The 21,078-nt window shown below is 70.6% G+C and carries 20 protein-coding genes and 1 pseudogene; 14 read left to right on the top strand and 7 right to left on the bottom strand.

All coding sequences use genetic code 11. From position 1 onward, the window contains the following. Positions 1–3 precede the first annotated feature (3 nt). Entirely contained in the window at positions 4–1,914 is a 1,911-nt protein-coding gene (locus FPZ41_RS27735; RefSeq protein WP_152866394.1) for a phosphatase PAP2 family protein, read from the bottom strand. A 93-nt stretch (positions 1,915–2,007) separates the two neighbouring features. After that, the gene (locus FPZ41_RS27730; protein ID WP_322620820.1) at positions 2,008–2,922 is read right to left on the bottom strand and encodes an N-acetylglucosamine kinase; all 915 of its coding nucleotides are present in this window, start codon (positions 2,920–2,922) and stop codon (positions 2,008–2,010) included. A 232-nt stretch (positions 2,923–3,154) separates the two neighbouring features. Here FPZ41_RS27730 and FPZ41_RS27725 point away from each other — a divergent pair, with 232 nt between their 5' ends. The 5 genes from FPZ41_RS27725 to FPZ41_RS27705 all read left to right on the top strand — a co-directional run bounded on the left by FPZ41_RS27725 (position 3,155) and on the right by FPZ41_RS27705 (position 9,865). Next, complete coding sequence (locus FPZ41_RS27725; RefSeq protein WP_152866399.1) at positions 3,155–4,276, top strand: ROK family protein; 1,122 nt, start codon at positions 3,155–3,157, stop codon at positions 4,274–4,276. Positions 4,277–4,545: 269 nt separating this feature from the next. Further along, on the top strand, positions 4,546–5,877 hold the full coding sequence (locus tag FPZ41_RS27720) for an ABC transporter substrate-binding protein (RefSeq protein ID WP_322620819.1): 1,332 nt from the start codon (positions 4,546–4,548) through the stop codon (positions 5,875–5,877). 216 nt (positions 5,878–6,093) lie between these two features. Beyond that, the gene (locus FPZ41_RS27715) at positions 6,094–7,071 is read left to right on the top strand and encodes a carbohydrate ABC transporter permease (protein WP_403203551.1); all 978 of its coding nucleotides are present in this window, start codon (positions 6,094–6,096) and stop codon (positions 7,069–7,071) included. 48 nt (positions 7,072–7,119) lie between these two features. Then, the gene (locus FPZ41_RS27710) at positions 7,120–7,998 is read left to right on the top strand and encodes a carbohydrate ABC transporter permease (protein WP_152866391.1); all 879 of its coding nucleotides are present in this window, start codon (positions 7,120–7,122) and stop codon (positions 7,996–7,998) included. Between the two features lie 4 nt (positions 7,999–8,002). Then, entirely contained in the window at positions 8,003–9,865 is a 1,863-nt protein-coding gene (locus tag FPZ41_RS27705) for a hypothetical protein (RefSeq protein WP_152866390.1), read from the top strand. Between the two features lie 68 nt (positions 9,866–9,933). On the opposite strand, the gene FPZ41_RS27700 is transcribed toward FPZ41_RS27705, so the two are convergent. Further along, positions 9,934–10,677, bottom strand: a complete 744-nt coding sequence (locus FPZ41_RS27700; protein WP_152866389.1) for a hypothetical protein — start codon at positions 10,675–10,677, stop codon at positions 9,934–9,936. Continuing rightward, positions 10,670–11,251 (bottom strand): RNA polymerase sigma factor, encoded by a 582-nt coding sequence (locus tag FPZ41_RS27695; RefSeq protein WP_152866388.1) that lies wholly within the window; start codon positions 11,249–11,251, stop codon positions 10,670–10,672. Before FPZ41_RS27695 ends, FPZ41_RS27700 begins: the two co-directional genes overlap by 8 nt. A gap of 152 nt (positions 11,252–11,403) precedes the next feature. Here FPZ41_RS27695 and FPZ41_RS27690 point away from each other — a divergent pair, with 152 nt between their 5' ends. The 3 genes from FPZ41_RS27690 (at position 11,404) to FPZ41_RS27680 (ending at position 12,708) form a co-directional block, all read left to right on the top strand. After that, complete coding sequence (locus FPZ41_RS27690) at positions 11,404–11,883, top strand: cupredoxin domain-containing protein (RefSeq protein WP_152866387.1); 480 nt, start codon at positions 11,404–11,406, stop codon at positions 11,881–11,883. Next, the gene (locus FPZ41_RS27685; RefSeq protein ID WP_152866386.1) at positions 11,873–12,268 is read left to right on the top strand and encodes a hypothetical protein; all 396 of its coding nucleotides are present in this window, start codon (positions 11,873–11,875) and stop codon (positions 12,266–12,268) included. Before FPZ41_RS27690 ends, FPZ41_RS27685 begins: the two co-directional genes overlap by 11 nt. Before the next feature lie 65 nt (positions 12,269–12,333). After that, the gene (locus tag FPZ41_RS27680; protein WP_152866385.1) at positions 12,334–12,708 is read left to right on the top strand and encodes a VOC family protein; all 375 of its coding nucleotides are present in this window, start codon (positions 12,334–12,336) and stop codon (positions 12,706–12,708) included. A 103-nt stretch (positions 12,709–12,811) separates the two neighbouring features. Here FPZ41_RS27680 and FPZ41_RS27675 read toward each other — a convergent pair whose 3' ends face one another. After that, the gene (locus FPZ41_RS27675; RefSeq protein WP_152866384.1) at positions 12,812–13,387 is read right to left on the bottom strand and encodes a TetR/AcrR family transcriptional regulator; all 576 of its coding nucleotides are present in this window, start codon (positions 13,385–13,387) and stop codon (positions 12,812–12,814) included. A gap of 105 nt (positions 13,388–13,492) precedes the next feature. On the opposite strand from FPZ41_RS27675, the gene FPZ41_RS27670 reads away from it, so the two are divergent. Beyond that, positions 13,493–13,939 carry a DUF1772 domain-containing protein gene (locus tag FPZ41_RS27670; protein ID WP_152866383.1) on the top strand — a complete coding sequence of 149 codons (447 nt, stop codon included), beginning with the start codon at positions 13,493–13,495 and terminating at the stop codon, positions 13,937–13,939. A gap of 72 nt (positions 13,940–14,011) precedes the next feature. Here the strand turns inward: FPZ41_RS27670 and FPZ41_RS27665 are convergent, their stop codons facing one another. Further along, positions 14,012–14,782 (bottom strand): GntR family transcriptional regulator, encoded by a 771-nt coding sequence (locus FPZ41_RS27665; RefSeq protein WP_152866382.1) that lies wholly within the window; start codon positions 14,780–14,782, stop codon positions 14,012–14,014. A gap of 208 nt (positions 14,783–14,990) precedes the next feature. Here FPZ41_RS27665 and FPZ41_RS27660 point away from each other — a divergent pair, with 208 nt between their 5' ends. The 5 genes from FPZ41_RS27660 to FPZ41_RS27640 are packed head-to-tail and all read left to right on the top strand — an operon-like array spanning position 14,991 to position 20,453. Beyond that, positions 14,991–16,148, top strand: coding sequence for an ABC transporter substrate-binding protein (locus tag FPZ41_RS27660; protein ID WP_322620818.1), 1,158 nt, complete (start codon positions 14,991–14,993; stop codon positions 16,146–16,148). After that, entirely contained in the window at positions 16,145–17,041 is an 897-nt protein-coding gene (locus tag FPZ41_RS27655; RefSeq protein WP_152866381.1) for an ABC transporter permease, read from the top strand. Before FPZ41_RS27660 ends, FPZ41_RS27655 begins: the two co-directional genes overlap by 4 nt. Then, positions 17,029–17,844, top strand: coding sequence for an ABC transporter permease (locus tag FPZ41_RS27650; RefSeq protein WP_152866380.1), 816 nt, complete (start codon positions 17,029–17,031; stop codon positions 17,842–17,844). Before FPZ41_RS27655 ends, FPZ41_RS27650 begins: the two co-directional genes overlap by 13 nt. A 3-nt stretch (positions 17,845–17,847) precedes the next feature. Continuing rightward, a complete protein-coding gene (locus FPZ41_RS27645) occupies positions 17,848–18,942 on the top strand; it encodes an ABC transporter ATP-binding protein (protein ID WP_152866379.1) in 1,095 nt (364 codons plus the stop codon). Between the two features lie 14 nt (positions 18,943–18,956). Further along, entirely contained in the window at positions 18,957–20,453 is a 1,497-nt protein-coding gene (locus FPZ41_RS27640) for an HAD-IA family hydrolase (protein WP_322620817.1), read from the top strand. On the opposite strand, the pseudogene FPZ41_RS27635 reads toward FPZ41_RS27640, so the two are convergent. Continuing rightward, a pseudogene (locus tag FPZ41_RS27635) lies at positions 20,441–20,917 on the bottom strand (multicopper oxidase domain-containing protein); the annotation flags it as partial. The gene FPZ41_RS27640 and the pseudogene FPZ41_RS27635 overlap by 13 nt on opposite strands. Positions 20,918–21,078: the final 161 nt, after the last annotated feature.

Here is a 21,078-nt window from a genome sequence, read left to right as displayed (position 1 = left end):
GCGTCAGTTCCTGGTCAGGCGTACGGAGAGGCCGTGCGCCGTGAAGACCTGCTCGGCCCGCCAGCCCTCGGTGGCGACGGTGACCTCGGCGAACCGGCCCTGAAGGGACCGCGCCCCGATGACCGCCACCGTGTTGCCGGGGCGCGGCGACCGACGAGGGTCGAACCGGACCACCAGGGCACTGCCCCGCTCCAGGACCGCGCGGCCGTCCACGACGAGGGCGGGGTCGGTGCCTCTGTCGAGGGTGACGTCCAGCGTGCCCGCCTGCGTGTAACCGCCCCGCACCCGGACGGTGTTGTCGCCCGTCGCCAGCGTGCCGCGCACCACCCTGACATCACCGCGGCCGAACGCCTCCTTCGAGGCCGCCGCCAGCACGCCCGCCTCCACGGTGGTGCCGCCCGTGTACCGGTTGGCGCCGGACAAAGTCAGTGAGCCGCTGCCGCTCTTGACCAGGCCGCCGGGACCGGAGATGTCGTTGTGCCAGGTGTCGGCCGCGCTGAAGCCGGCGTCCGCCGAGTCCATCGTCACGTGCACGTCCGCCTCGAAGGCGCCGTACCCGTCGGCCGCCGCGAACAGGTTCAGCCGGCCCCACTGCTCCCAGCCGTCCAGCAGCACGTAGCCCGACGGCAGGGCGGTCGTCCGCAGCACCTCGCGCCGCTGCGCCGCGTCCAGGTACGGCAGCCGCGTCTCCAGCAGCACCTCGGCGCCCTTGGGCACGGTCAGCGGCGTGGAGCGCCCGTTCCGCGTGAGGACGTACGTCAGCCGGGGCGCGACCGCGCGGGCGTTGGCGGCCCGGTCGGCGTACGGGTCGGTGTCCGCGCCCGCCGAGTGCGCGTACGCGTACAGGGTGTCCGCCGTCGTGCCCGTCCGCTGCTGGAAGTAGGCGACGGCCTGCTTCCGCGCGGCGGCCTTCAGCTCGGCGTTCTGCGGGTCCGCGAGCGCGGCGGCGGCCAGGGCCGTGGCCATGACGCGGCCGCCCACGACGTCGACCGTGGAGTGCATGCCCGACACGATGCGGGAGTGGCTCAGCTCGAAGGCCCGGGTCACCAACTCCTGGAAGCGCTCCGGCACGGCGTACGCGAACGCCAGCGCCGCCAGGTGGAAGGCGTTGGTGTGGCCGCTGGGGAAGCCGCCGTCCTCCTCGCCGCTCGTGCCGCGCTGCCGCAGCAGCTGCGGAGCGACGATCACGGCGGAGTCGTACACCGGGAAACCGAGCGCGTCCTTCTCGCCCGTGTCGACGACCTCGCTGTCCTCGTTCATCCGCCACGGACGCGGGTACTGGAACGCGAACTTGGCCGGGTTGCCCGAGGCGAACGGGCCGCGCACGGTGTCGACCAGCTGGGCCACGGTGCCGAGCGCGGAGTCGTACGAGCCGGCGCCGAGCGCGGAACCGGCGGGCGCGTCTGCGGGCACCGCATCGTTGATCTTGCCCGAGGGGGTGCCGTCCGGGGCACTCGTGATCGAGGTGACGGCCCTGGCGCCCGACCTGTACAGCTCGGCGAGCGGGCCCAGGCCGGCGATCATCGCGTAACTCTGGTGTTGCCGGTCGAAGACGAACGCCTCGCGGGCCTGCGCGTCCGTGCGGCGCTGGGTGACCCGCGCGCAGTACCGCATGTTGGCGCGCAGCACGTCGGGCATGAGCGGGGTGCCCGTGTTCCACTCGGCGCCGGTCTTCCACACCTCGGCGAAACCACCGAGCGCGCGGACCACCGCGTTGGTCTCGGGGGTCTGGTTCGCGACGACGTTGGTGGTGTAGTCGTCGACGAAGGCCGCGGGGGCCGCGGCGGCCCGGGCCCCGGGGGCCTTCCACCAGGTGGCGACGGTGGGAGCGGCGAGGAGACCCGCCGAGGCGCCGAGTGAGGTCCTCAGGAAGCCACGTCGGTCGACGGTGTGGTGCCCGGCTGATGACGGCATACGAGTGCCGCTCCTTTCACGGTGAACGAACTTCGGGCAGAGAGTGGGGGCGACGCCTGACCGGCCCATGGCCGCTCGCCGACGCGGTGGTGTTCAGCGGGTGACCGGTCGAAGGAGGGACTGCGCGAGTGCCACCGCTCCCTCGACCGGCGCCCCGTCGAGCGGGCGGGGCCGCGCCGACGGCAGGGCCGCGGCGAGGGCGGAGGCGAACGCCTCGTAGAGGGTGGGCTGGGCCAGGACCGTGCTGCCCGCGATCACGACGTCGTCGACGAAGACGCCGCGCTCGGCGAGCCGGACCACGAGCGCGGCAAGTGCGCGGCCCCCGTCGGCGATCACCTCGCCGGCGATCAGGGAACCGTCCTCGGCCGCCGCGAACACGGCCGGAGCGTGCCGCCCCCACTCGGCCGACACGTCCGTTGCGCTCTCCAACGCCGCGCCCAGAGCCGGTACTTCGCTCACTCCGAAGGCGGCGACGAGCCGGTCGGCCAGCGCGTCGGGAGCCTCCCCGCGATCATGCGCCGCCCAGACGGCGCGTGCCGCCTCACGGACGAGTCCGGCGCCGCCGCCCTCGTCGCCGAGCACGGCACCCCAGCCGCCGACCTGCACCGGGCTGCCGTCGGCGAGCCGGCCGACCGCCACCGAACCGGTTCCGGCGACGAGACCGACGCCGTTGTCCAAGCCGACGGCGGGCACGAGGAGTTCGGCGTCCCCGACGACCAGACAGGGCACCTGGAGCCGCTCCTGGAGTGCGACGCGGACGGCCTCGCACTGCCGTGGTGTCTCGCAGGCGTGGCCGCCCACCGCGACGGCGGACGGACGCGTGCCGGAGGGCAGGGCGTCGTGGACCAGCGCGGTCAGCCACGCGGCGGCGGCCACCGGGTCGTGAGGCCGCCATCCGCTGCTCGTGCGGACGTGGTCGGCGACGGAACCCGTCCCCGCGCGGGCGCGGAGATGCGTCTTGGTGCCGCCCACGTCGATACCGACCGCGAGGGGCGTGGAATCCTGCACGGAGCCTCTTTCGTCGTTGCGTTGGCCTGCGACGGTGGGCGAACCGTGCCTGGACACACAGGACTGAGGGGTGCTCGGGAAGCCCCGGGACGGGCCTCTGCTGGGTGCGGCAGGCGAGTACCGCTTGACTTCGTTAGGAAATTAACTAACCAATTAGGGTGCGTCAAGCGTTCGGACCCGAATGCCGAACGAACCCGTGCGGCCCGAACGCCGTGGTACGACTGGGGAGACCATGCACCTGAGCGAGAGCGCCCGCGCCGTGTTCGCCGTACTGGCTGCGGCGGGCACCGCCACCCGACCCCAACTGGCGGCCGGGGCGGGCCTTTCCAAACCGACCGTCTCCTCCGCCGTGGCCGAGCTCGAGGCCGCCGGACTCGCCGCCTGCTCGGGTACCGCCTCCGGCGGCACCGGCCGTTCCGCCGCCGTCTACGGTCTCGGGGCGGCCGCCGGTGCCGTGCTCGCCGTCGACCTCGGGCCCAGCCGCACCCAGGTACGCGGCTGTGCACTGGACGGCACTCTGCTCGCCCAGTGCACCGGCTCCCGGCCGGAGGCCGCCGACGTCGTCTCCAAGGTCCTCTCGGAGCTCCCGGCCGGCGCCCCGCTGCGCGCCGTCGTCGTCGCCGTCGGCGATGTCACCACGCAGGGCCGGGAGGGCACCGGCGAGCGCCCGGCGACCGCCAAGGCCGGCCCCGCCTTCGACGCCATGGCCGTCGCCCTGCCGCCCGGAGTGCCCATCCACCTGGAGAACAACGTCAACTGCGCCGCGCTCGCCGAACTGCACGAGGGCGCCGCCCGCGGCCGCGACACCTTCGGCTATCTGCGGATCGGCGTGGGCATCGGCCTCGGCGTCGTCATCGGTGGCCAGGTGCTGCGCGGAGCGAACCACGCCGCCGGAGAGGTGGCCCGGCTGCCCTACCCGTGGGACGAGGACCGCGAGCCACGCCATGAGGGGCTGGAGGAGCATCTGGGAGCGCGCTCCCTGCTGCGCCGGGCGGCGGACGCCTGGCAGGAGGCCGACGGCCCGTGCCCCCGTACCCCTGAGCGGCTCTTCGCGCTCGCCGACACCGGACACGCCCGAGCGTGCGACGTGGTCGGCCGCCATGCCGCCGACGTGGGCCGGCTCGCCGCCGCGGCGACGGCCGTCCTCGACCCCGGCCTGATCATCCTCGGTGGCGACGTCGGCTCGAACCCCCAGCTCCTGCCCGGTGTCCGGGCGGAACTGGCCCGGCTGAGCTGGCCCACCGAGGTCCAGAGCAGCGCCCTCGGTGACAGCGGCACCGTTGTAGGAGCCACCGAACTGGCGGTCGCCCGCGGAATCCAAACCGTGACCGATGGGGTGCCAGTGAAGCATTGACGGACTCCATCGGCGTCTGCCAATGTCCGGACAAGCGCTTTCTAGGGTCGGCGGGACCCGGCCCCGGGTGAGGTACTCGACCGTACGGTGTACGGCGAGCCGTACGAGGGCGTGCTCGTACGGGCCGGGCCGGGACGACGGCCACGGACCCCTTGCCGCCAGGGCGGCGCGACCGGGCGAGGTCGCATGCCGAAGAGCGCACCCCACACACAGATACCCGAGCCGCTGACCGGCCGCGGGATCCGTCACGCACATCCAGGGAGGACCCGGTGGGTCACCAGATCTCGCGCAGAACCCTCTTCCGCACCGCGAGCGGCCTCGCCGTCGCGGGTGCCCTCGGCAGCTCGCTCAGCGCCTGCAGCGGGGGTACCGGCGCCGGCAGCACCAGCAGCGACCTGACCATGACCTGGTGGGGCAGCGACGACCGTCACAACGCCTACAAGAAGACGCTGAAGTACTTCCAGGAGAAGAACCCGAAGATCAAGATCCGGGAGACCTACTCCGGCTATGAGGGGTACTTCGACAAGTTCAACACCAACGTCGCCGGCGGCAGCGCCCCCGACCTGCTCCAGATGGACACCGCCCTGGTCGCGCAGTACGCGCGCAAGGGTGTCCTCGCCCCGCTCGACTCCTACGTCGGCAAGACCCTGGACCTCACCGGCTTCTCCAGGACGCTCCTCGCCGCCGGCACCGTCGACGGCAAGCTCTACGGCGTCCCGTCCGGCATCGGCGTCAACCAGCTCACCGTCAACCGCAGCGGCCTGGAGCAGCTCGGCCTGAAGCTGCCCGACCGCGAATGGACCTGGGCCGACCTGAAGAAGACAGCCACCGACGTCCACAAGAAGAGCGGCGGCAAGATCTACGGCGTCGACGACGGCGGCGGCTCCACCCTCCAGTGCTTCGAGATCTTCGCCCGGGAGAAGGGCCAGCAGTTCTTCTCCGACGACGGCAAGAAGGTCGGCTTCACCGCGGACACCCTCCAGGAGTGGTGGGAGTACTGGGCCGAGATGCGCAAGGCCAACGCCTCCCCGCCGCCGGCGATCACCTCGGCCGCGCACAACGACCTCACCAAGAACGCGGTCGTCATCGGCAAGGCCCTGTTCACCTTCGACTCCGGCGTGTACGGCGCGGGCGGCTCCATCACCGACGCGCAGCTGGACTTCCTGCCCACCCCGCAGGGCGGCTTCTCCGGCGCCCGCGAGGGCAACTTCGTCAACGGCGGTGTACTGCTGAGCGCCACCAAGGCCAGCAAGAAGGTCGCCGACTCCGTGAAGATCATGACGTTCTTCGCGCAGGACGAGACGGCGATCAAGGACATGCAACTGCTGCGCGGCATCCCGCCGACGGAGAAGGCCCGCGACCTGATCGCCTCGGGCCTCACCGAGACGGACAAGCTGAACATGGAGAACGCCGACTACATCTCCCAGCGTGTCGGGAAGGCGACCGACGTCCTCGACGCCCCCCAGCCGCCGCCGCAGGGCGCCGACCAGATCTGGGACCTGCTGTTCCAGGCGAACCTCGCCATCGCCTTCGGCAAGAAGTCGATCAAGGCCCAGATCGGCGAGTTCTTCGACCAGGCGGAAGGCATTCTGGGCGGTTAGCTCCGCTGGAACCGCCGATGAAGGAATTGCCGCGCTGTGCCGTCGATCGTCTGCGGCTTCGTCGTGGCTGGTCGCTCCCCCAAGTTCTCGGCTTCGCTCGAACAGGGGGGGACCCCCATCGCGGCGGAGCCGCATGAGGATGCAGCCCCGCGCCCCTGACGGGGCGCGGCAGTACGCACCACTGCAACACCGGGAGAGGGCCAGGGAGAGATGAGTGTGACCACCGCGAAGACCGACGCGGTCATGAAGGAGCCACCGGCTTCGGCGACCCCGTCCGACCAGCGGGAGCGCGACCGTATGCGGCGCCGCCTCGCCAGACGGCGAGGCGGCGGCTGGTGGCCGTACCTCTTCCTGGCCCCCTGGTTCGTAGGCCTGTTCGGCCTGACGATCTACCCGATGCTCGACTCGCTATACCTGTCCTTCACCAACTTCGACCTGCTGACACCGGCGCAGTGGGTCGGCCTGGACAACTACGACAAGATGTTCACCGACGACCCGGTCTTCTGGGACTCGGTGCACGCCACCCTCCTCTACGTCCTGGTCTCCGTGCCGCTGAAACTGGCACTCGCCCTCGCGGTGGCCATGTTGCTCAACCGCGATCTGAGGGGCATCGGTCTCTACCGGGCCGCCTTCTACCTGCCGTCCCTGCTCGGCGGGGCGGTGGCCATCGCCATCGTGTGGCGTCAGGTCTTCGGCGGCGAGGGCCTGTTCAACGACTTCCTGGCCTGGTTCGGCATCAAGGGCCAGGACTGGATCTCCAGCCCCGACACCGCGATCTACACGCTGGTGCTGCTGGCCGTCTGGCAGTTCGGCACGCCGATGGTCATCTTCCTCGCCGGTCTGAAGCAGCTGCCGAAGGACGTCTACGAGGCCGCCGCGATCGACGGCGCCGGCAACATCACCCGGTTCTTCAAGATCACCCTGCCGCTGCTCACCCCGATCGTCTTCTTCAACGTGGTCCTGCAGATCATCGACGCGTTCAAGACGTTCACCCCCGCCTTCGTCGTCAGCAACGGCACCGGCGGACCACTGAACTCGACCATGCTGTACTCCCTCTACCTGTACAAGAAGGGCTTCACGGACCTCCAGATGGGGTACGCCTCGGCGCTGGCCTGGGTGCTGTTCCTGGTCATCGCCGGCTTCACGGCGGTCAACTTCATCGCCAGCCGCTACTGGGTCCATTACGACGACTGACGTCGTGCCGAGTCCGATCCGCCGCCTGAGCGAGGAGTCCTTCACCCCATGTCCGCCATCACCCCGAACGCGTCGCCGCTGCACAAGCTCCGCTCACTCACCGGCTCCCGTCGCATCTTCGTCCACACCCTGCTCATCGGCGTGGCCGTCGTCATGCTGTACCCGCTGCTGTGGATGCTGAGCAGCTCCCTCAAGCCCGACACCGAGATCTTCACCCAACCCGGGCTCATCCCGGACACGCTGCGCCCCGAGAACTACTCCGAGGGCTGGAGCGGCTCCGGCAACTCCTTCTCCCTCTACATCACCAACTCGCTGATCGTCACAATCGGCGCCGTGATCGGCAACGTGATCTCCTGCTCCCTGGCCGCCTACGCCTTCGCGCGCTTCGAGTTCCGCGGCAAGAAGATCTGGTTCGGGCTGATGCTCGGCACGCTGATGCTGCCCACGCAGGCCGTCCTGATCCCGCAGTACACGATCTTCTACAACCTGACCTGGATCAACACGTTCCTGCCGCTGATCGTGCCGAAGTTCCTCGCGGTGGACGCCTTCTTCATCTTCCTGATGGTCCAGTTCATCCGCTCCATCCCGCGCGAGCTGGACCAGGCGGCCATGGTGGACGGCGCCAACCCCTGGAAGATCTACTGGAAGATCATCCTGCCGCTGATGAAGCCCGCCCTGATCACCACCACGATCTTCACCTTCATCTGGACGTACGACGACTTCCTCCACCAGCTCGTCTACCTCCAGCAGAACGACCGCTTCACCGTCCCCCTCGGCCTGACCCTGTTCATGGACCAGACCAGCGGCTCCTCCTACGGCGCGATGTTCGCCATGTCGACACTCGCCCTCGCACCGACGCTCATCTGCTTCCTCGTCTTCCAGAAGAGACTGGTGGAAGGCATGGCGACCTCTGGTATGAAGGGCTGAGCAGATGCATCTTCCCCGCCAGCACGGTCGGCTGCACGATCTGCCGTCCGACCCCGCGGCATACGACACGGTCCTCGCCTCCGTCACCGAGGAGGCCCTCGCGCGCATCACGCCGGAGGGCAACCTCGAACACCCCGACGCCCACGACGACATCGGCGACACCTCGCTCGGCATCACCTCGTTGCTGGCGCTCGCCTGGCAGCGCACCAGGGACCCTCGCCTGCCGGAGGCGGTGCGGCGCAGCACGGAGTTCCACCTCCGGCAGCGGGTCTACACCGAGGACAACCCGGGCTACCCGAACCTCCGGGTACGCGACTCGGGCCTGGCGTACGCCCGTTACGTATTGGAGGACGGTGCCCACCCCATCGGCGACTGGCCGAGCACGGTGTGGGCACTGCTCCAGACGGTGAACGTCCTCGACACGGCGGAGGGACTCCTCGCCGGCGAACAGCGCCTCGAACTTCTGGAGCTGGCCCGCGGCTACTGGGGCTGGCTGACCGAGGCGACCTTCTTCAACCCGCAGGAGGCCGGCAACCAGGCCATCGGCTGCGTGGTCGGCGGCCTGATGCTGGCCCGGCATCTGCAGCCCGCCGAGGCCAAGACGGTCCGTTCGCGCGCCATGAGCCTGTACCTGGACGAGATCCGCGCCCACCGGGTCCGCGACCGGGGTGCGCTGCTGCCCCCGGAGCACCGCGGCGCGTACGACAACAACTACGGCCCGATCTCCCTCTCCTTCCTCGCCCAGGCCCACCGGGTCAGCGGCGAGGAGGTCTTCGCCGAGGACGGGGAGGCACTGGCCCGCTACCTCGACGCACGGCTGACCGGCGGCGGCTTCGACATCGGCGGCCCGCGCTACAGCGAACAGCACTCCGCCTTCGAGTCCGTCCTCGGCCTGCGCTACTTCGGCCACCGCGTCGGCGCCGACCTCGGCCGCTACCGGGGCGACACCCTCCCCCACTGCCCAAAGGGCGTGGGAGGTGCCCCCAGGGCCCGGCACGCGGTCCAGGCGGACGGCGGGATCGACGGCCACTTCGCCTTCATGCTGGTCTGGCAGATCCAGGACACGACGCCCTGGCACCGCACCCCGTCACCGGAACCCGCCCGCCACCAACTGCGCGCGGGCTCGGTCTCGGTGGCCTTCGACGACAGGCTGACCCCGTCGCTCATCGAGGCGGCGGGCAGCTACCTCCTGCCCGCCGCCGTCAACCGCCAGCACGGCTTCGGACCGGTCACCGACGGCTTCCTGCTGTGCCGCCCCATGGGCGAGGTACGGGTCCGCGACCTGCGCACGGGAACCCTGAGCGCCAAGCTGGTCACGAAGCCGGTCGTCACCCGCGACCACGTCCTGCGCCATGTGCAGTCCCTGTACGTCACGGACGGCACCCGGCTGTGGATGACAGTCGCCGTCGAACGCCTCGGCGGTACACCGTACTTGCTCGCCGGACTCCCGTACGCCGCGGACGACGGCGACCACCTGCGCCGGATCGCCGAAGCCGAGGTGACCTCGGCGGGCCCGCTGCGGCTGACCCATCCGCCCGCGCAGGGCCCGGACTTCTTCGACGCCCGCTCGGAGACGACCCAGGAACAGGCGGCGTTCGTCCTGGCCGCCGACCCGCGAGGCTACGGCAACCCCGACGAGGGCTGGAGCCACCTCGTGGCCTCCACGGCCTTCGAGGCGGACCCGGCCCCCGGCACCCCGGACGACCTGAACGTCTTCGCCGTCCGCTACGGCCCCGGCGACACCGTCGCCCCCGTCTTCGAGCGCGTTCTGGACGGGTTGGTCGTACGCACCGAGGCGTTCACCGCCGTCATCGGCGATCCCGCGGGCGACGCCCGGGGCGAGCCGGTCCTGACGCTGCGCGGCTGAGGACCGGGGGACGCGTCAGCGACGGGGCGCGGCGTCGGGAGCCCCGGGCCGAACCGGACAGGGCGTGGTCACTGGTTCCGCGGTGCGGCGAAGTGGGCCGTGGCCAGGACGGAGCCGTCCGCGGCAAGCAGCCTGGCCCCGGACACCCTGTCCGGGGCGACCCGCGCGGGGGCTCCCCAGTGCCCCCGGCCGCCGTCGTCGAGGGAGAAGTTCCCCACGTGGATCGACGTGCCGTCCGTACGCTCCAGCCGACAGCTGACCTTCCCGGCCCCCGGATATCCGTCCCCGCTCCGGGAGCCGTATCCGGGCCCGTCGTGGCCGAGGTCGACCGACATGTAGACCCAGCCGGGAGACCCGGGGTAGGCGAAGATCCGGCCCACCGGGTGACGGTCGGGGGCCAGCAACGTTGCTTCGAGCAGGCCGTGCTCCGAGCCGGTGGCCTCGTAACTCCGCGAGGAGGGAGCCGACGGTCCCTCGACGGCCGTGCGGATGGCCCAGCCACCGAAGCCGAACCCGAGGGCGATCACGGCGGCGGCCGTGACCGAGACGACGGCCCTCGGCTGCCACCGGCGTGCCGACCGGTTCAGGCCCAGCACGTCCGTCACCCGTGTCTCGAAGCCGACCGGCGGCTCGCTGCCCGGCAGGAGAGCGAGCAGTCCGTCGCCGACGAGTGTCAGCCGCTCGACGTGCTCCCGGCAGGCGGGACAGCGGTCCAGGTGGGCGATGGCCTCGGCACGCTCCTGACCGGGGAGGATGCCCAGCGCCAGCTCCTCGGCGACGGTCCTCAGCCGCTCGCAGTCCCTGTCAGTCATGATCGGCTCGCTCGGGTCCCAGAACCGTCCGCAGCTTCCCCATCGCCGCCCTGATCCGTGTCTTCGCCGTGCCCAGGGGTATCCCTTCGAACTCGGAGATCTGCCGTGCGGTCATCCCGTAGATCCCGGCCATGACCACGGCACGCGCCTGCTCACGCGGCAGCTCCGCCACAGCGGCCCGCGTCCGGGCCGCCGCCTCGTCGGCCAGGGCCCACTGTTCGGGCGTGGGGTTCACGAAGTCGAGCAGAGCGTCGAGGTCCTCGGGGGAGACTGGGGTCGCCCTGCGTGCTCGGACGGCGTCTATCGCCAGGTTGTGCGCGATGGTCCTCAGCCAGGTCCGCACCGATCCGCGCCGGGTGTCGTAGACCTGCGCATGACGCCAGGCCTGTTCGAAGGTCTGCTGGGCGATGTCCTCGGCGAGCTGGGGATCGTCGACGACGGCGAGGGCGATACCGAAGACCATGCGCTGGAAACGGCGGACGAACGCGAGGGCGATCTCCGGGTCGCCCGTCGCCATTCCCGCCAGCAGCGCCTCGTCCGGGACCCGCCCGACCGGTAGGCCCAATCTCCGCATACCAGTGGATACGGCGGACCGCGCCGAACGGATTCCCCCGGTTCCACGCGGGATCACGCTCCCATTCTCCTGCCTGTGCCCGCCGGAAATCCTCTGACGGCGTCCGCCCGTATCTCTCTGGTCAGGAACGATTTCTCACGGAGGGCCGAGACATGGCGACGATGCTCATGACGTTCATGCGCAGGGACGTCGGGACCGGGCTGGCCGCCGGAGCGCTGGCGGGCATCCTCGTGGCGTGCGGAGGCGGAACCGGCAGCGGTGGTGCTTCGGCGTTGTCGGCCCCGGAACGGAGCGGCGACCCGGGGACCATCCGGGTGGACGTGAAGCTGGTCGACTACAGGGTGGAGCCGTCCCGGTCGACGTTGAAGGCCGGTGTCTACACCTTCGTCGCCAGGAACGCCGCCAATCAGGACCACGCCCTGGAGATCGAGGGCCACGGATTGGACAGGCGCACGAAGACGCTGGCCCCCGGCGAGTCGGCGAATCTCACCGTCAAACTGAAGGACGGCAAGTACGAGGCCTACTGCCCCATCGACTCGCACAAGGAGCTGGGCATGAAGACCGTGCTCACCGTGAGTGGCACCTCCTCACAGGGCGGCGGCACCAACACGGCCGACGGCCATGGCCACTGAGCGCACGGTCGCGCTCGTCGCCCTGCGGCTGGCCGCGGCGGGGACGGCTGCGGCCATGGGGGCGATCCACCTCTACCTCTGGTACGGCGGTTACCGGCATCTGCACATCATCGGCCCGTTGTTCCTGCTCAACGCGATCGGGGCCGGACTGCTCGTGCTGTCGCTGCTGATCACACCCACCCGCCTCCTGCCCGTCCTCGCGCCCCTGGGAGCGCTTTTCACGGCCGGCACACTCGCGGCCCTGATCGTCAGCCTGACCTCGGGTCTGTTCGGGTTCCGGGAGTACATCGACGCGAACCTGGTCAAGCCGGCCCTCGCCGTGGAAGCCGTGGGCTGCGTCACGCTGGTGGCGCTGGCGTCGCTGAGCAGACGCGGACGGCCCTGACCGATGAGTTTCCGGCTGCCCTCCGGTCCATGAGCTGAGGAACCATCTCAGGAGATGAGGCGATCATGTTCGGCACGACCAAGGCGTTCAGCGGCTTCTCGGTGGACGACATCGATGCGGCCAGGAAGTTCTACGGCGAGACACTCGGCCTGCGGGTGTCCGAGCACAACGGTCTGCTGACCCTGCACATCGCGGGCGACCGGGACACTCTGGTCTACCCCAAGGACGATCACACCCCGGCGGCCTACACGATTCTCAACTTTCCCGTCGACGACATCGAGGCGGCGGTTGACGAGCTGAGCAGGCGAGGCGTGCGTTTCGAGCGCTACGACCACCTCAAGGCGGACGACAAGGGCATCTTCCGCGGCGGCGGCCCGCTGATCGCATGGTTCACCGATCCTGCCGGGAACGTGTTGTCCGTACTGCAGGAACCTGCGTAGACCCGAGGCCACCATGGTGGTCTCTCCCTGCCGAGTCAGGGATGGGCCACCGCTTCGAGGGGTGACTCCGGCAGAGCGGACGACGCCACTTCCGATGCAGGCCCTAGCCCGGTACGAACCGGTCGACCAGGAGCGTGAGGCGGTCGGGGACGCGGTCGGTGGGCAGGCGTCCGGCGCGGGTGAGGGTGACCAGTCCGTGCAGCGCGGCCCAGAACGTCTCGACGAACAGCCCCGGTTCGTCGGGGTGCGCGTGGTCGACGAGCGGGTCCAGCAGGGCCTGGAACCCCTCACGCAGGGGAGCGGGTGTGGCCTCGTCGGCGAAGGGGAGGCCGTTGTCGAGGCTGAACATCGCGTCGTACAGGGCGGGATTGTGCGCGGCGAAGTCGGTGTAGGCGCGGGCCACTGCTGCCACGGCCTCCCGGTCGCCGGGTCCTTCCGGCGCCGCGGCGCGCAGTGCGGTCGTGAGCTCGGCGAACCCCTCCAGCGCGACCGCCCCCACGATCTCGTTCTTGCCGCGGAAGTGGCTGTAGAGCACGGGCTGGCTGTACTCGATCTGCTCGGCGAGCCGGCGTGTGGTGACGGCGTCCCATCCGTGGTTCTCGGCGAGTTCGCGGGCCGTGGCGATGATCAGCCTGTGGCGGTTGGCCCGCTCGCGTTCCTTGCGTTCACGTACCGACATGCCTTGATGCTAGCACTGCTAGACAATGGAGCGATGACATGTCTAGCATCGCAACAGAGGCTAGCGCCGCTAGGATGGCGCTTGGGGTAGCCCTGAGGAGGGGACATGCAGGATGTGCTGGCCGTCGTCACGGTCGTCGTGGTCGGGGTGATGGTGGGGGTGGAGTTCGCGGTGGCGGCGTTCGTCAACCCGATCCTCGACCGGCTCCCGAACGACGGCGGACTCGGCGCTCGCAGCGACGGGGCCCGAGTCCTCGGCCGCGTCATGCCGTTCTGGTACATCGGCTCGGTGGTGCTCGGCGCGGTGTGGGCCGCGGTGGCGTGGGGCGGCGAGGGCGCTTCGCTCGTCGCCGCGGGCACCATGCTGCTCGTGCTCAGCGTGGTGATGTCGATCCTGCTGCTCGTGCCGATCAACTCACGTGTCGCGACCTGGTCGGCCGAGGGCGTGCCCACGGACTGGAAGCAGCAGGTGGGGCGGTGGGACCGGTTCCACCATGTCCGCGTGGGCGTCATCGTGCTCGCCTTCGCGCTGTTCGTCGTCGCCCTGGTCTAGGTCCCCCCCCACGCCCTAGTTCGACGTCCGCTCGACCCCAGGCTCACGGAGCGGCGCGCCGGCGGGGCCCGGTCAGTCTCCGCCCGTCCGCTGGTCGATCGGTCGATGCGATGTCGTGCGCGCCAGGGCGTTGTTTCCTATGGAGTTGTGCACGCTGAAGCTCACGGCGTCCGGGCGGTAGCGGTCGTCCGACCACTCCACCGGGCGCCCTTCGTGCGTCGTGGTGATCCGACGGACCCGCAGCAGCGGGCTGGTGCGGCGGACGCCGAGCAGTTCGGCGTCCTGGGCCCCGGCCGCCACCGCGTCGATGAGGTGCTCGCCATGGGCGAAGACGAGGCCGGTGTCGTCGTAGAGCCGCTGCGTGACCGAAGGGCAGTCCGGCTCGATGGCCTCGACGGCGGGGGAGATCCAGTCCGCGTACACCGTGCGTTCCAGGAGTACCGGTTCTCCGTCGAGTCCGCGAAGGCGCAGGACGTGCAACACGGGCGTGCCGGCGCGCAGGTGGAGGCGTCCCGCGTCCTCCTTGGTCGCCGGACGGTACTCCTGGGCCACCACGTCCCCGGTCGCCTCGCGCCCCATCGCGCGGGCCCACTGGGCGAAGCTGCGCAGTTCGGTGAAGCTCTGGCTGCGGCGGCTGGCCAGGACCACGCGGCGCGCGCCCTGCCGGGAGCCGATGAGCCCCTCGGCGGTCAGGGCCGCGACGGCCTGGCGGACCGTGCCGCGCGAGACGCCGTAGTGGGCGGCGAGGTCGGTCTCCGGGGGCAGCAGGCTGCCGACTGCGTACTCCTCGCGGTCGATCGCCCGCCGCAGCTCGTCGGCGATCTCCTCGTGTCGCGCCGCCATGTTTCCCCTCTGTCTCGCACGTTGTGCACAGTGTGAGCAGCGTAATCGAGTTCCGGGTGTGGTCGGAACGGATCCATAAGTTCCAGGAACAGCGAGGTCAGGGTTTCGGCAGAGTTTACGGGCGCGACATCATCGGCGGTCCTACTGAGGCCGACTTGTTCAGACAAGTGCTCCGCCATGAAGTTTCGTGCGCACCCCTGGAGAGACCGTGACCGTGTCCCTGCCGAGAACTGCCGTCCTCAGCGGCGCCCTCGCCGTCGTCGCCGCGCTCGCCCTGAGCGCCTGCGGCGCCGCCCCCGACGACGCGTCGACCACCGCCGACGGCAAGAACGCCGCCACCGCCACCTCCGCCGCCGACTTCGGCGGCATGGACGCCCTGGTGAAGGCGGCGAAGAAGGAGGGCACGCTCAACGCCATCGCGCTGCCCCGTGACTGGGCCAACTACGGCGCCCTCATCGACGGCTTCGAGAAGAAGTACGGCATCAAGATCGAGGTGGAGAACCCGGACGGCTCCAGCCAGGACGAGATCAACGCCGTGACCTCGCGCAAGGGGCAGGACCGGGCGCCGGACGTCCTCGACCTGGGCAGCTCCTTCGCGCTCAGCGCCGCACAGCAGGGGCTGCTCGCGCCGTACAAGGTGACGGACTTCGCCGACATTCCCGAGGGGCAGAAGGACGCGCAGGGCCGCTGGTACAACGACTACGGCGGCTACATCTCCATCGGCTGTGACGCCAAGCGGGTCAAGGCCTGCCCGACGTCCTTCGCGGACCTGCTCAAGCCGCAGTACAAGGGTCAGGTCGCGCTCAACGGCAACCCGACCAAGGCCGGTGCTGCCTTCGGCGGGGTGTACGCGGCCGCGCTCGCGAACGGCGGATCCTTCGACGACATCCAGCCCGGCCTCGACTTCTTCGCCGAGCTGAAGAAGAACGGCAACTACACGCCCGTCGAGTCGACCCCGGCCACCGTCGAGAAGGGCGAGACGCCGATCAGCATCGACTGGGACTACCTCAACGCCGGATACGCCGACGAGTTCAAGTCCAAGGGCGTCGACTGGACGGTGGCGGTGCCGAGCGACGGCAAGTTCTCCCAGTACTACTCCCAGGCCATCAACAAGGACGCCCCGCACCCGGCGGCCGCCCGTCTGTGGCAGGAGTACCTCTACAGCGCCGACGGCCAGAACCTGTGGCTCAAGGGGTACGCCCGCCCGGCGCTGATGACCGCGATGGAGAAGGCCGGCACGCTCGACACGGCCGCGGCGGACAAGCTGCCGAAGGTCTCGGGCACGCCCTCCTTCCCGACCGAGGAGCAGCAGAACAAGGCCAAGACCGTGCTCGCGCAGGGCTGGGCGAAGGCCGTCTCCGGATGACCACGACCCTCACAGGCGTCGACGTGGTGACCGCCGCTTCCCCGAAGCGGCGGCGCCGCGCCCCCGGCTGGCTCGCCGTCGTCCCGCTGCTCGCCTTCACCGCGATCGCCTTCGGGATACCCGCCCTGGCCATGCTCGACGGCGCCTTCACCGTGAAGGACCCGGCCACCGGCGCCACGTCCTACACCGCCGAGAACCTCACCACCTCGCTGCAGGGCGCGTACCTGACCGCGCTGCTCGGCAGCGTCAAGCTGTCCGCCGTGTCGGCCGTGATCGCGGCGGCCCTCGGACTGCCCCTCGCGCAGGCCGTGGTGACGTCCCGTTCCCGTGCGCTGCGGGAGGCCGTCCTCACCGCCTCCGGAGTCCTCGCCAACTTCGGCGGCGTCCCCCTGGCCTTCGCCTTCGTCGCCACACTCGGCAACGCCGGTGTGCTGACCCGGCACCTGGGCCTCACGGACAAGGGCTGGGACCTCTACAGCTTCTGGGGACTGGTGCTCGTCTACCTGTACTTCCTGATCCCGCTGATGGTCCTCACCATCACCCCGGCCCTGGAGGGCCTGCGCTCCCAGTGGCGCGAGGCCGCGCAGAACAACGGCGCCACGGCCGTGCAGTACTGGCGGCACATCGCCCTGCCCGTGCTGCTGCCGTCCCTCCTCGGCGGACTCGTGCTGCTCTTCGGAAGCGCCTTCGCCGCCTACGCCACCGCCGCGGCCATGGTGGGCAGTTCCGTGCCGCTGGTCACCCTGCAGATCGCCGACGCCATCTCCGGCAACGTCCTGGTCGGCCAGGAGAACGTGGCCCTCGCCCTCAGCCTCGACATGGTCCTCGTGGCCGGTCTGGTCATGGCGGTGTACCTGCCCCTGCAACGGAGGAGCGCACGATGGCTCGCCTGAACCCGTGGCGGTGGGTCGTGCTCTCGCTCGCCGCGCTGTACTTCCTCGTCCCCCTGGCCGCGTCCGTGATCTTCACGGTCGACGTGCCCGGTCAGGGCGTCACCTTCGACGCCTACACACAGATCGTCTCCACCGAGGGATTCGTCTCCAGCCTGCTGCTGTCGCTGGGGCTGGCCGGCGCGACGATCGCGGTCGTCCTGCTGCTGATGGTGCCCGCCATGGTCGCGCTGCGGCTCGGTGCGCCCCGGCTGCGGCCGGTCGTCGAGGTGGTGTGCGCGCTGCCGCTGGTGGTGCCGCCGATCGCCTTCGTCGCCGGGATCTCGACCGTGCTCAAGTGGGGACCCGAGCATTTGTCCCGCACTCCGCTGTTCCAGACGTTCGTGGCCCTCCAGAACCCGGACTTCCCGTTCGTGCTCGTCCTCGCGTACGTCGTGATGGCGCTGCCGTTCGTCCACCGGGCCCTGGACACCGGACTGCGCGCCATCGACGTGCCCACCCTCGTCGAGGCCGCCCGCAGCTGCGGTGCGTCCTGGCCGCAGGCCTTGGTCAGGGCCGTACTGCCCAATCTGCGCGGGGCGCTGCTGAACTCGGCCTTCCTTACGCTGGCCCTGGTGCTGGGCGAGTTCACCGTGGCCCAGCTGCTCGGCTTCCGGCCGTTCGCCGTGTGGATCTACAGCGTCGCCGGATCGCAGGCCCAGCTGTCCGTCGCCGTGTCCGTGCTCAGCCTCTTCGTCACATGGGCCCTGCTCCTCGCGCTCGCCGGTGTCGGCGGGCGCAACCGAACCGCTGCCTCCCGGGGATGAGACATGACCGCGACCACGCCTGAGAAAGCCACTGCGAAGAAAGCCACTGAGAACAAGGCCGCAACCATCGAATTCCGGGGACTGCGCCGGGAGTTCGGAGCGGCCGTGGCCCTCGATGGACTCGACCTGACCGTGCGGCCGGGGGAGTTCCTGGCCCTGCTCGGCCCGTCCGGCTGCGGAAAGACCACCGCGCTGCGCATGCTCGCCGGGTTCGAACACCCCGACTCCGGTGCGGTGCTGGTGGACGGCGAGGACGTCACCCACGTACCGGCCCACCGCCGCGACGCCGGGATGGTCTTCCAGTCGTACAGCCTCTTCCCGCACCTGAACGCCCTCGACAACGTGGCCTTCGGGCTGCGGATGCGCAAGGTGGGCGCACGCGAACGGCGCGCACGCGCCGCCGAGTTGCTGGAGCTGGTCGGTCTCGCGGACAAGGGGGAGCGGTACCCGCACCAGCTGTCCGGCGGACAGCAGCAGCGCATCGCGCTGGCCCGCGCGCTCGCCCTGAGCCCCCGCGTCCTGCTCCTCGACGAGCCGCTGTCCGCGCTCGACGCCAAGGTGCGGCTGACGCTGCGTGAGGAGATACGACGGCTGCAGCGGGAACTCGGCATCACCACACTGTTCGTGACACACGATCAGGAGGAGGCGCTGTCGATCGCCGACCGGGTGGCGGTGATGCGCGCCGGCAAGCTCGAACAGTGCGCCGAACCCGCCGCGTTGTACGGCCGGCCCGCCACCGCCTTCGTCGCCGAGTTCGTCGGCACGATGAGCCGGATTCCGGGACGGCTGTCGGACGGCACCGTCGAGGTGCTCGGACAGCGGCTGCCCGCCGACGGGCAGGCACCGGCCGTCACCGAGGTGGACGTGCTGGTACGGCCCGAGGCGGTCGAGGTACGGCCCGACGAGGCGGGCGACGCCCGGATCGTCGCCACCGCGTTCCTGGGCGCCGTCGTCCGCGTCACCGTCCGGCTCGGCGACGGCACCGAGGTGAAGGCCGACCTGGCCACCCACGAGGCGGCCGGACTCGGCGCGGGGACGGCCGTACGGGTGTCACTGCCGGAACGGCCGGTGCTGGTGGCGGAACGCGACAAGAAGTGAGGAAGAGCAGAACTGTGTCCCCCCACCCCCGACTCCCGCTCCAGGCCGTCCTGTTCGACATGGACGGCACGCTCGTCGACACCGAGCGCCTGTGGTGGGAGGCGGTGGAGCACATCGCCGGGCGGGCCCTGACCGAGGCGGACCAGCCGGAGGTGCTCGGCCGGCCCGTCGAGCACACGGCCGCCTGGCTGGGCACGGCCACCGGCAGGCCCACCGCGGACCTCGCCGCCGCGCTGCACCGCGAGTTCGCCGACCGTGTCCGCTCCGGCATCGTGCCCCGCCCCGGTGCCCTCGATCTGCTCGACGCGCTGGCCACGGCAGGTGTGCCCACCGCGCTGGTCACCGCCTCGCCGCGGGCCGTCGCCGACACCGTGCTGGGGGCCCTGGGCGCCCACCGCTTCGCGGTCTCCGTCACCGCCGACGACACCGAGCACACCAAACCGGCCCCCGACCCCTACCTCGCCGCCTGCCGGGCCCTCGGCGTCGACCCGGCGGCGTGCGTGGCCGTCGAGGACACCATGACCGGCGTCGCCTCGGCAGAGGCGGCCGGGTGCGCGGTGCTCGCGGTGCCCTCCCTCGCACCGATCGACGCAGCCCCCCGGCGGACCGTGCGGTCGAGCCTGGTGGGGGTGACTCCGCAGCAGCTGGCCGGTCTGCCGACGTACGAACTCCGGGTCATGACCTGGAACCTGTGGCTCGGCGGCACCAAGGTCGACGATCACCGGCTCAAGCAGATCAAGGCCATCCTGGAGACGGGAGCGGACGTCGTCGGCCTCCAGGAGACCGGTGGCACCGCGGCCCGTGAACTGGCCGAGGCGCTCGGCTGGCACCACCACCGGGCCGGCGAGAACCTCGGCATCATCAGCCGCCACCCGATCACGGCCCGCTTCGGCGACCCGGACGTCGGCTTCTACGGAGCCACCGGAGTCCGGATCGCGATCGGAGGGCGGCACATCGACATCTGGACGGCCCACCTTGACGCCTATCCTTACGGCCCCTACGAGCTCACCTTCGGCGGACTTCCCGCGTCCGACGTCATCGCCCACGAGGAGCGGCGGCTCGCCGGGATGCGGGACACCCTCCGGCGGATCGCCGAGACGGCGGGCGACAGCGTGCCGGTCGTCCTCGTCGGCGACTTCAACTGCCCCTCGCACCTGGAGCGGACGGACGTGCCCTGGCCGGTGACGAAGGCGGCCGAGGAGGCGGGCCTGCGCGACTCCTACCGGGAGGCACACCCCGATCCTGCCGAGCATCCGGGCCACACCTGGTCCCCGATCCACGTCGAGCACGAGGACGGCACCGGACGCCCCGAACCTCAGGACCGGATCGACTACCTCCTCCACAACGGAAGGGGCCTGCGGGTCCTCGCCTCCACGACCTATGTCAGCGGCTCCCCGCAGCCGTGGCCTGACGTCACCGGAAACGACTGGCCCTCGGACCACGCGGCGGTGATCACCACTTTCGCGTTGGGCGGTCCGGCGGTCCGTACCGTGAGGGCTCAGGCCCGGTAGGCCACGAGCGCCATCATTCCGGCCTCGCCGTGGTACGCGTTGTGACAGTGCAGCATCCACTGGCCTGGGTTGTCCGCGTCGAAGACGACGGACACCTTCTTCCCGGGCAGCACGATGGTGGTGTCCTTGCGCGGGCCGGTGCCGCCGAGTTGGTACGTGTGGCCGTGCAGGTGCATGGGGTGCCACATGTCGGTCGTGTTGACGAAGTCGAGGCGGACGCGTTGCCCCTCATCGACCAGGAGCGGATGCGCGGTCGGGTCGGCCATGTCGAACCGTTTGCCGTTGATGGCCCAGTCGTACCCGGCCATGCTGCCTGTCAGCTCGATGCGGTGGACCCGGTCGGGCTTCCTCGCCTCCAGCCGTACGTCGTCGGCCGCGCGCAACTGCGAGGCGGTGACGATCTCGCCGTCGAGTTCCTTCGGCCGCACGGTCGGCCCGGGGGCTCGTCCCGATCCGGTGCGCAGTGGGCGCACCGGCTATGGCGCGCGCACAGGCAGAGGGGTGCCTCTATGTCTTTCGTCAAGCGAGGCGTGGGGTTCTGGGTTCGTAGAAGGTGCTGTCGCGGAGCATCGCGAACAGCACGTTGATCCGTTGGCGGGCCAGGCGGAGAAGTGCCTGGGTGTGG

This window comes from Streptomyces acidicola (genome assembly GCF_009377235.1).
GTDB classification, from domain to species: domain Bacteria; phylum Actinomycetota; class Actinomycetes; order Streptomycetales; family Streptomycetaceae; genus Streptomyces; species Streptomyces acidicola.
This window is presented reverse-complemented; position numbering and strand designations above follow the sequence as displayed.

Excerpts from the sequence above, each read along its gene's own strand:
- FPZ41_RS27735 (WP_152866394.1), bottom strand. The coding sequence starts at position 1,914 with ATGCCGTCATCAGCCGGGCACCACACCGTCGACCGACGTGGCTTCCTG.
- FPZ41_RS27725 (WP_152866399.1), top strand. The coding sequence starts at position 3,155 with ATGCACCTGAGCGAGAGCGCCCGCGCCGTGTTCGCCGTACTGGCTGCG.
- FPZ41_RS27710 (WP_152866391.1), top strand. The coding sequence starts at position 7,120 with ATGTCCGCCATCACCCCGAACGCGTCGCCGCTGCACAAGCTCCGCTCA.
- FPZ41_RS27705 (WP_152866390.1), top strand. The coding sequence starts at position 8,003 with ATGCATCTTCCCCGCCAGCACGGTCGGCTGCACGATCTGCCGTCCGAC.
- FPZ41_RS27700 (WP_152866389.1), bottom strand. The coding sequence starts at position 10,677 with ATGACTGACAGGGACTGCGAGCGGCTGAGGACCGTCGCCGAGGAGCTG.
- FPZ41_RS27695 (WP_152866388.1), bottom strand. The coding sequence starts at position 11,251 with ATGCGGAGATTGGGCCTACCGGTCGGGCGGGTCCCGGACGAGGCGCTG.
- FPZ41_RS27690 (WP_152866387.1), top strand. The coding sequence starts at position 11,404 with ATGGCGACGATGCTCATGACGTTCATGCGCAGGGACGTCGGGACCGGG.
- FPZ41_RS27685 (WP_152866386.1), top strand. The coding sequence starts at position 11,873 with ATGGCCACTGAGCGCACGGTCGCGCTCGTCGCCCTGCGGCTGGCCGCG.
- FPZ41_RS27680 (WP_152866385.1), top strand. The coding sequence starts at position 12,334 with ATGTTCGGCACGACCAAGGCGTTCAGCGGCTTCTCGGTGGACGACATC.
- FPZ41_RS27675 (WP_152866384.1), bottom strand. The coding sequence starts at position 13,387 with ATGTCGGTACGTGAACGCAAGGAACGCGAGCGGGCCAACCGCCACAGG.
- FPZ41_RS27670 (WP_152866383.1), top strand. The coding sequence starts at position 13,493 with ATGCAGGATGTGCTGGCCGTCGTCACGGTCGTCGTGGTCGGGGTGATG.
- FPZ41_RS27665 (WP_152866382.1), bottom strand. The coding sequence starts at position 14,782 with ATGGCGGCGCGACACGAGGAGATCGCCGACGAGCTGCGGCGGGCGATC.
- FPZ41_RS27655 (WP_152866381.1), top strand. The coding sequence starts at position 16,145 with ATGACCACGACCCTCACAGGCGTCGACGTGGTGACCGCCGCTTCCCCG.
- FPZ41_RS27650 (WP_152866380.1), top strand. The coding sequence starts at position 17,029 with ATGGCTCGCCTGAACCCGTGGCGGTGGGTCGTGCTCTCGCTCGCCGCG.
- FPZ41_RS27645 (WP_152866379.1), top strand. The coding sequence starts at position 17,848 with ATGACCGCGACCACGCCTGAGAAAGCCACTGCGAAGAAAGCCACTGAG.